Annotated in this window: 6 protein-coding genes; all 6 read left to right on the forward strand. The window is 69.0% G+C overall.

All coding sequences use genetic code 11. From position 1 onward, the window contains the following. Nucleotides 1-112: 112 nt before the first annotated feature. The 6 genes from ACFDTC_RS12055 (at nucleotide 113) to ACFDTC_RS12080 (ending at nucleotide 7151) form a co-directional block, all read left to right on the forward strand. The gene (locus tag ACFDTC_RS12055) at nucleotides 113-1636 is read left to right on the forward strand and encodes an aldehyde dehydrogenase (NADP(+)) (RefSeq protein ID WP_375259127.1); all 1524 of its coding nucleotides are present in this window, start codon (nucleotides 113-115) and stop codon (nucleotides 1634-1636) included. Between the two features lie 95 nt (nucleotides 1637-1731). Then, nucleotides 1732-2679 (forward strand): galactofuranose ABC transporter, galactofuranose-binding protein YtfQ, encoded by a 948-nt coding sequence (ytfQ, locus tag ACFDTC_RS12060; protein WP_375259128.1) that lies wholly within the window; start codon nucleotides 1732-1734, stop codon nucleotides 2677-2679. Between the two features lie 96 nt (nucleotides 2680-2775). Next, nucleotides 2776-4293 (forward strand): sugar ABC transporter ATP-binding protein, encoded by a 1518-nt coding sequence (locus tag ACFDTC_RS12065; RefSeq protein WP_375259129.1) that lies wholly within the window; start codon nucleotides 2776-2778, stop codon nucleotides 4291-4293. Then, entirely contained in the window at nucleotides 4290-5315 is a 1026-nt protein-coding gene (locus tag ACFDTC_RS12070) for an ABC transporter permease (protein ID WP_375259130.1), read from the forward strand. The genes ACFDTC_RS12065 and ACFDTC_RS12070 overlap by 4 nt, the downstream gene beginning before the upstream one ends. After that, on the forward strand, nucleotides 5312-6277 hold the full coding sequence (yjfF, locus tag ACFDTC_RS12075) for a galactofuranose ABC transporter, permease protein YjfF (RefSeq protein WP_375259131.1): 966 nt from the start codon (nucleotides 5312-5314) through the stop codon (nucleotides 6275-6277). The genes ACFDTC_RS12070 and yjfF overlap by 4 nt, the downstream gene beginning before the upstream one ends. A 28-nt stretch (nucleotides 6278-6305) precedes the next feature. Then, a complete protein-coding gene (locus tag ACFDTC_RS12080; protein WP_375259132.1) occupies nucleotides 6306-7151 on the forward strand; it encodes an SMP-30/gluconolactonase/LRE family protein in 846 nt (281 codons plus the stop codon). Nucleotides 7152-7753: the final 602 nt, after the last annotated feature.

Here is a 7753-nt window from a genome sequence, read left to right on the forward strand (position 1 = left end):
CGGGCATCCGAGGTCGACCTGCGCCCCATGGTGCTGGTGGCCGATGCCTTCACCCTCGGCAAGCGCATCGCCGCGGCCGAGTTCATCGACCCGACATTACAGGAGAGCTGACATGCTCGACAGCACGCCCCTCACCGGAAAACACCTGATCGCTGGCGACTGGGTGGACAGCGGCGCGACGTTCACCTCCGACCCCGTGAAAGGCGACGCGCTGGCCGTCCGATCGGGCGGCGCCGCCGAAATCGACGCGGCGGTCAAGGCCGCCGAAGAGGCCTTTGCCACCTACGGCTGGACCGACCGCGAGACCCGCGCGACATTCCTCGAGGCGATCGCGGACGAGATCGAGGCCCGCGGCGACGCGCTGACCGCCCATGGCTCGGCCGAGACAGGCCTGCCCGAGGCGCGGCTGGAGGGCGAGCGCGGCCGCACCACCGGCCAGCTGCGCATGTTCGCCGAGCATATCCGCAAGGGCGACTACCTCGATCGCCGTCACGACGCCGCCCTGCCCGACCGCAAGCCGCTGCCGCGCCCCGACCTGCGCATGATCCAGCGCCCGCTGGGCCCCGTGGGCGTCTTCGGCGCGTCGAACTTCCCGCTGGCGTTCTCGACCGCGGGCGGCGACACGGCCGCGGCGCTCGCCGCCGGCTGTCCGGTGGTCTACAAGGGCCATCCCGGCCATCCCGCGACCGGCGAGCTGGTCGCGCAGGCGATCGCCGCGGCGATCGAGAAGACCGGCATGCCCACGGGCACGTTCGGCTTCGTGCAGTCCAACACCAACGAGGCCGGCGAGGCGCTGGTCACGCACCCGCTGATCCGGGCCGTGGGTTTCACCGGCTCGTTCCGCGGCGGCAAGGCGCTGTTCGACCTCGCCATGTCGCGCCCCGAGCCGATCCCGTTTTACGGCGAGCTCGGCTCGGTCAACCCGGTCTTCGTGATGCCCGGCGCACTGAAGGCCCGCGGCGCCGACACCGGCACCGCCTGGGCCGGCTCGCTGACCATGGGCGTCGGCCAGTTCTGCACCAACCCAGGCGTCGTCGTGCTGCCGCAGGGCACCGAGGGCGACGCCTTCCGCGACGCGGCCGTCAAGGCGCTGACCGAAACCGGCGCGCAAAGCATGCTGACCGCCGGTACCGCAAAGGGCTACGCCGCCGCCGTCGCCAATACCGCCAAGAGCGCCCGCCGCCTGACCGAGGCGGCCGAGGCGCCTGACCGCTGCGGCCTGCCGGCCATCTTCGAGGTCAGCGGCGCCGACTGGCTGGCCAATCCAGAGCTTGCCGAGGAGATGTTCGGCCCCGCCGCGATCCTCGTGCGGACCGCGTCCCCGGACGAAACGCTGGAGATCGCGAAATCCTTCGACGGCCAGCTGACCGTCACGCTGCAGATGGAGGACGAGGACACCGACGCGGCGCGTGCGCTGATGCCGGTGCTCGAACGCATGGCCGGGCGCGTCCTGGCCAACGGGTTCCCCACCGGCGTCGAGGTGGCCGATGCCATGGTGCATGGCGGCCCCTTCCCCGCATCCACGAATTTCGGCGCCACCAGCGTCGGAAGCCTCGGCATCCGCCGTTTCCTGCGGCCGGTGTCGTTCCAGAACATGCCCGACGCGCTTCTGCCCGCGGATCTGCGGGACGTCTGAGCACGTCCGGGCAACATGCATGCCGGCGGCGGATGGTCCGCCGCCGGATGACGGGCCAGGGAGGACACCGGCCCGTCCGTACAGGGAGGAAACTCATGAAGACGCTTCTTTCGACAGCCGCCATTCTCGCCTTCGGCGCGACCGGCGCGCTTGCCCAGACCGTGGGCTTTTCGCAGATCGGCTCGGAATCCGGCTGGCGCGCCGCCGAGACGACCCTGACCCGCCAGCAGGCCGAGGAACGGGGCATCGACCTCAAGTTCTCGGACGCGCAGCAGAAGCAGGAAAACCAGATCGCCGCGATCCGCTCGTTCATCGCCCAGGGCGTCGACGCGATCCTGCTGGCCCCGGTCGTCGCGACCGGCTGGGACAGCGTGCTGGAAGAGGCCAAGGAGGCCGAGATCCCGGTCGTGCTGCTCGACCGCCAGGTGGACAGCGACCCGTCTCTGTACCTGACCGCCGTGGGCTCGGACCTGGTGCACGAAGGCGAAGTCGCCGGCCAGTGGCTTGTCGACGAGGTCGCGGGCGAGGAGTGCCGCGTCGTCGAGCTTCAGGGCACGACCGGCTCGTCGCCGGCCATCGACCGCAAGACCGGCTTCGAGAACGCCATCGAAGGCCACGACAACATCGAGATCGTGCGCTCGCAGACCGGCGACTTCACCCGCGCCAAGGGCAAGGAAGTGATGGAAAGCTTCCTGCAGGCCGAAGGCGGCGGCGCGGATATCTGCGCGCTCTACGCCCATAACGACGACATGGCCGTGGGCGCGATCCAGGCCATCAAGGAAGCGGGCCTGAACCCCGGCGAGGACATCCTGATCGTGTCGATCGACGCGGTTCCGGACATCTTCCAGGCCATGGCGGCCGGCGAGGCCAACGCCACGGTCGAGCTGACGCCGAACATGGCCGGCCCGGCCTTCGACGCGCTCGAGGCCTACATGGCCGACGGCACCGAGCCCGAGAAGTTCATCCAGACCGAGTCGAAGCTTTACACCCAAAGCGACGATCCGGCGGGCGAATACGAGCGCCGCAAGGATCTGGGCTACTAAGCCCCGGACCATGCGTTGCGGCGCGGGATCGCCCGCGCCGACCCGTCCGAACCGCGGCCCACCCGCGGTTCGGACATGACCCTGCGGCGGACCGACATGCTTCTGACCATCCGATCCCTGACCAAGACGTTTCCCGGCACCAAGGCGCTGGACGACGTCGATTTCGATCTGGCCGCCGGCGAGATCCACGCCCTGCTGGGCGAGAACGGCGCGGGCAAGTCCACGCTGATCAAGTGCCTCACCGGCGCGCATAGCCGCGACTCGGGCGTCATCACGCTGGACGGAGAACGCGTCTCTCCACGTTCGACCTCCGAGGCGCAGGATCTTGGCATCGGCACGGTCTACCAGGAGGTGAACCTGCTGCCGAATTTGACGGTCGCGCAGAACCTGACCTTCGGCAACGAGCCGACGCGCCTAGGGATGGTCGACCCGAGCGCGCAGCGCCGGCAGGCCGAGGCGATGCTGGACGGCTACGGCCTCGACATCGACGTGTCGCGCAACCTCTCGGCCTATTCCGTGGCGATCCGCCAGATCATCGCCATCGCACGCGCCGTGGCGCTGTCGGGAAAGGTGCTGATCCTCGACGAGCCGACGGCCAGCCTGGACGCCCGTGAGGTCGAGACGCTGTTCGACGTGGTGCGCAACCTGCGCGACCAGGGGCTGGGCATCGTCTTCGTGTCGCACTTCCTCGATCAGGTCTTTGCCCTGACCGACCGCGTGACCGTGCTGCGCAACGGCCGCAAGGTCGTGACCGAGCGCACCGCCGATCTGGACCGCGTGAAGCTGATCGAGCACATGCTCGGCCGCGCGCTGGACCACGAGGTGCGCGACCACGCCACGGACCACGCCGCCGAACGCACGCGCTCCGGCCTGCTGCGCTTCGAGAATTTCGGCCGTCGCGGCCATATCGAGCCCTTCGACCTGACCGTGGCCGAGGGCGAGGTGCTGGGGCTCGCCGGGCTTTTGGGATCCGGCCGCACCGAAAGCGCCGAGCTGATGTTCGGGCTCAAGCAGGCCCATAGCGGCCAGGCGACCGATGCGGGCGGCACGCTCGACCTGTCCTCGCCCCGCGCGGCGATCGGCGCGGGCTTCGGCCTTGCCCCGGAAGAGCGCAAGGAGGACGGCATCGTCGCCGACCTGTCGGTGCGCGAAAACATCGTGCTGGCGATGCAGGCCCGCCGCGGCTGGTCACGCCCCATCCCGCGCGCCGAAGCGCTGCGGATCGCGCAGGACTACATCGAGCGGCTCGACATCCGCACGTCCGGCCCCGAACAGCCCATCGGCGACCTGTCGGGCGGCAACCAGCAGAAGGTCGTGCTGGCGCGCTGGCTGGCGATGAACCCGCGCTTCCTGATCCTCGACGAGCCGACGCGCGGCATCGACGTCGGCGCCCACGCCGAGATCCTGCGCCTAATCCGCAAGGTCACGGCCGAGGGCATGTCGATCCTCGTGATCTCGTCCGAACTCGACGAGCTGATCGCCGTGGCCGACCGCGTAATCGTGGTGCGCGACCGCCGCCACGTGGCCGAACTGACCGGCGCCGAGATCACCACCGACACCATCGTCCGCGCGATCGCCGCACCGGACCGCCACGAGACGGAGACCACCGCATGACCGGCCTGCGCCGCGTGACGCCCCAGTTGCTGACCCTGGCCGCGCTGGTGGTCCTGGTCACGCTGTTCTTCCCCGACTTCCTGCGGGTCGAGCTGGTGGACGGCCGCCTCGTCGGGCCCGTCATGGATATCCTCAAGCGCGGCGCGCTGGTCGGGCTGCTGGCCGTCGGCATGACGCTGGTCATCGCCACGCGCGGCATCGACCTCAGCGTCGGCACGGTCATGGCGATCACGGGCGCCGTCGCGGCCTGGTCGATCACCAAGGGCTACGGGCTGGCCGGCGCGCTGGGCCTTGCGCTGCTGGCGGGCGCCATGGCCGGCCTTTGGAATGGCGTGCTGGTGGCGATCGTCGGCATCCAGCCAATCGTCGCGACGCTGATCCTGATGACGTCGGGCCGCGGCATCGCGCAGCTGATCACCGAGGGCCGCATCCTGACTTTCTCGCATGACGGGCTGGCCTTCGTCGGCTCGGGCACGTTGCTGGGCATCCCGGTCCCGGCGCTGCTGTGGATCGCCACCGCGGTCGGCGTGACGCTGCTGATGCGCCGCACCGCGCTGGGGATGCTGATCGAATCCGTCGGTGTGAACCGCGCGGCCTCGGCGCTCGCCGGCGTCAACGCCACCGTCCTGCTGATCGCGGTCTACGTTGCCTCGGGGCTCTGCGCCGCGCTGGCCGGGATCGTGGCCACCGCCGACATCCGCGGCGCCGACGCCAACAACGCTGGCCTCTGGCTGGAGCTCGACGCGATCCTCGCGGTGGTGATCGGCGGTAATTCCCTGCTGGGCGGCCGGTTCTCGATCGCCGCGTCGCTGCTGGGGGCGCTGATCATCCAGACCATCGACACGGGCATCCTGCTTGCGGGCTTCCCGTCGGAATACAACCTCGTCATCAAGGCCGGGCTGGTGCTGATCATCCTCGTGCTGCAAAGCCCACGGCTGGGCGATCACTGGTATTTCCTCAAGCGGACGATGCAGGAGCGCCGCGCGACCGCCCAGGGCCCTGCACGGGAGCGTGGACAATGAACCCGCGAAGCTATCCCCTGGCCGCGACGATCGCGATCTTCCTGCTGGCCTGGGTCGTCTGCGTCACGCAGTTCCCCTTCATGCTGTCCACCCGCGTGATCGGCAACCTGCTGACCGACAACGCCTACCTGGGCATCGTCGCGGTCGGCATGACCATCGTGATCCTGTCGGGCGGGATCGACCTGTCCGTCGGCTCGGTCATCGCCTTCTCGGGCGTGTTCATCGCCGTGCTTCTGCGCGACACCGGGCTGCACCCGATGGCCGTCTTCGCCCTGCTGCTGGTGGTCACCACGGCTTTCGGTGCCGCGATGGGCTGGCTGATCCACACGCTTGCCATGCCGCCCTTCATCGTGACGCTGGCCGGCATGTTCCTGGCGCGCGGCGCCGCCTACATGCTGACCATCGACTCGGTGCCGATCGAGCATCCGTTCTACGACCTCCTGGACGACGCCTACTACCTGATGCCCGGCAAGGGGCGTCTGACCCTCATCGGCATCGTCATGCTGCTGACCGTCGCTGTGGGCATGATCGTCGCGCACCGCACGCGCTTCGGCGCGTCGGTCTTCGCCCTTGGCGGCGGTGAGGCGACGGCCCGCCTGATGGGTGTCCGCGTGGGCCGCACGACCGTGGCGATCTACGCTTTCTCGGGGCTGATGGCCGGTCTGTCCGGCATCGTCTTCTCGATCTACACCAGCTCTGGCTACCCGCTCGCCACCGTGGGAACCGAGCTGACGGCCATTGCGGCCGTGGTGATCGGCGGCACCCTGCTGACCGGCGGCGCGGGCTTCGTCTTCGGCACGCTGATCGGCGTGCTGACGATGGGCCTGATCCAGACGTACATCGTGTTTGACGGCACCTTGTCGAGCTGGTGGACCAAGATCATCATAGGCCTGCTGCTGCTCGCCTTCATCCTGCTGCAGAAAGGGCTGTTGCGCGTCACCACCGCCCGGTCGGCCGCGTGATCGGGCCGACCCATCTGGAGGCCATGCCATGAGCGCCGTTTTCGACGATCGCGCCTGCGAACTCGGGGAAGGCCCGCTGTGGCACCCCGAGCGGCAGCAATTCTTCTGGTTCGACATCCTCGGCCGCCGGATGCTGACCCATGGCCCCGACGGGCCGGAAAGCTGGCCGATGGAGGAACTCACCTCGGCCGCCGGCTGGATCGACCGCGACACGCTGTTGATCGCGACCGAGACCGGCCTCTACCGGTTCGACCTGAGCACCGGCGCGCGTGAACCGGTCGCCCGGATCGAGGCCGACCGCCCCGAGACCCGCTCGAACGACGGCCGCGCCGATCCGATGGGCGGCTTCTGGATCGGGACCATGGGCAAATCGGCCGAGCCGCGCGCCGGCGCGATCTACCGCTACTTCGACGGCGCGGTGGAAAAGCTGTTTCCCGACATCACCATCCCGAACGCAATTTGCTTCGCCCCGGACGGACGGCGCGCCTACATCGCCGACACGCCGCGACAGCGCATCTGGACGGTGTCCCTCGACGCCCAGGGCTGGCCGGACGCCCCGCCGGGCGTGTTCGTCGACCTCCGCGCTGACGCGCTGAACCCCGACGGCGCGGTGGTCGATTCCGAAGGTGCGCTGTGGAACGCGCAATGGGGCGCGGGCCGGGTGGCGCGCTATCTGCCCGACGGCTCGCTGGACCGCGTGCTGGACGTGCCGGCCCGCCAATGCACCTGCCCCTGCATCGGCGGCCCCGCGCTGGACCGGATGATCGTGACCAGCGCGTGGGAGGGGCTTTCCGCGCCTGACGCCGATGACGGCCGCACCTTCCGCCTCGACCCCGGCTGCACCGGCCTGCCAGAACCGCGGGTGCGGCTCTAGCTTTGGCGGGGCGGCACGGAGACTCCCCCAGGATGCCTGCGACGTCGTCCGCCGTGCAGTGTGGCAGCTTCAGTTCGTCCCAGCGCGATCGGGAGGCGGCGCGAGCCCCTCGGCCCCCCAAATGGAAGACCACGCGTATCGGCCGCTGACGTTGCGGACGCCGATTTTCCGCGCGAGCTCACGGGCGGCCCTGGCCGAAGGCAGTCTCCAATACGCAGCGAACTCTTCGGCACTCGCCGAACCCGGATCCTTGCTGTTAGTCTTCATGTCCGAGCCTCCTTCTGGAAAGGAGATCGGATCGTGCAGACCCGTCCGGAAACGGCGTTGGCAGTTTCAAGAGCGCGTTCGGCCTGCGCGGCCTCACAAAACGCTTGACGCGTCCGAGGGCGCTTTCGCTGTAGGGGAAATTGACCAGATCTTGCCCAAACTCGGTGCCGTTCAGTGCCTCTCAGTGCCACTTGAGCCGGTTTTCGGGTGTGGTAAGGTTTTTCAGCGGAAGGGCAGAATCGCCTTGTAATCCCTATGTTTGCTTGGCTATACGCGTCGACGGAGACGTGGCCGAGTGGTCGAAGGCGCTCCCCTGCTAAGGGAGTAGGCGGGAA

Origin of the sequence: Citreimonas sp. (genome assembly GCF_042096055.1) — a bacterium.
Classification (GTDB): Bacteria; Pseudomonadota; Alphaproteobacteria; order Rhodobacterales; family Rhodobacteraceae; genus Citreimonas.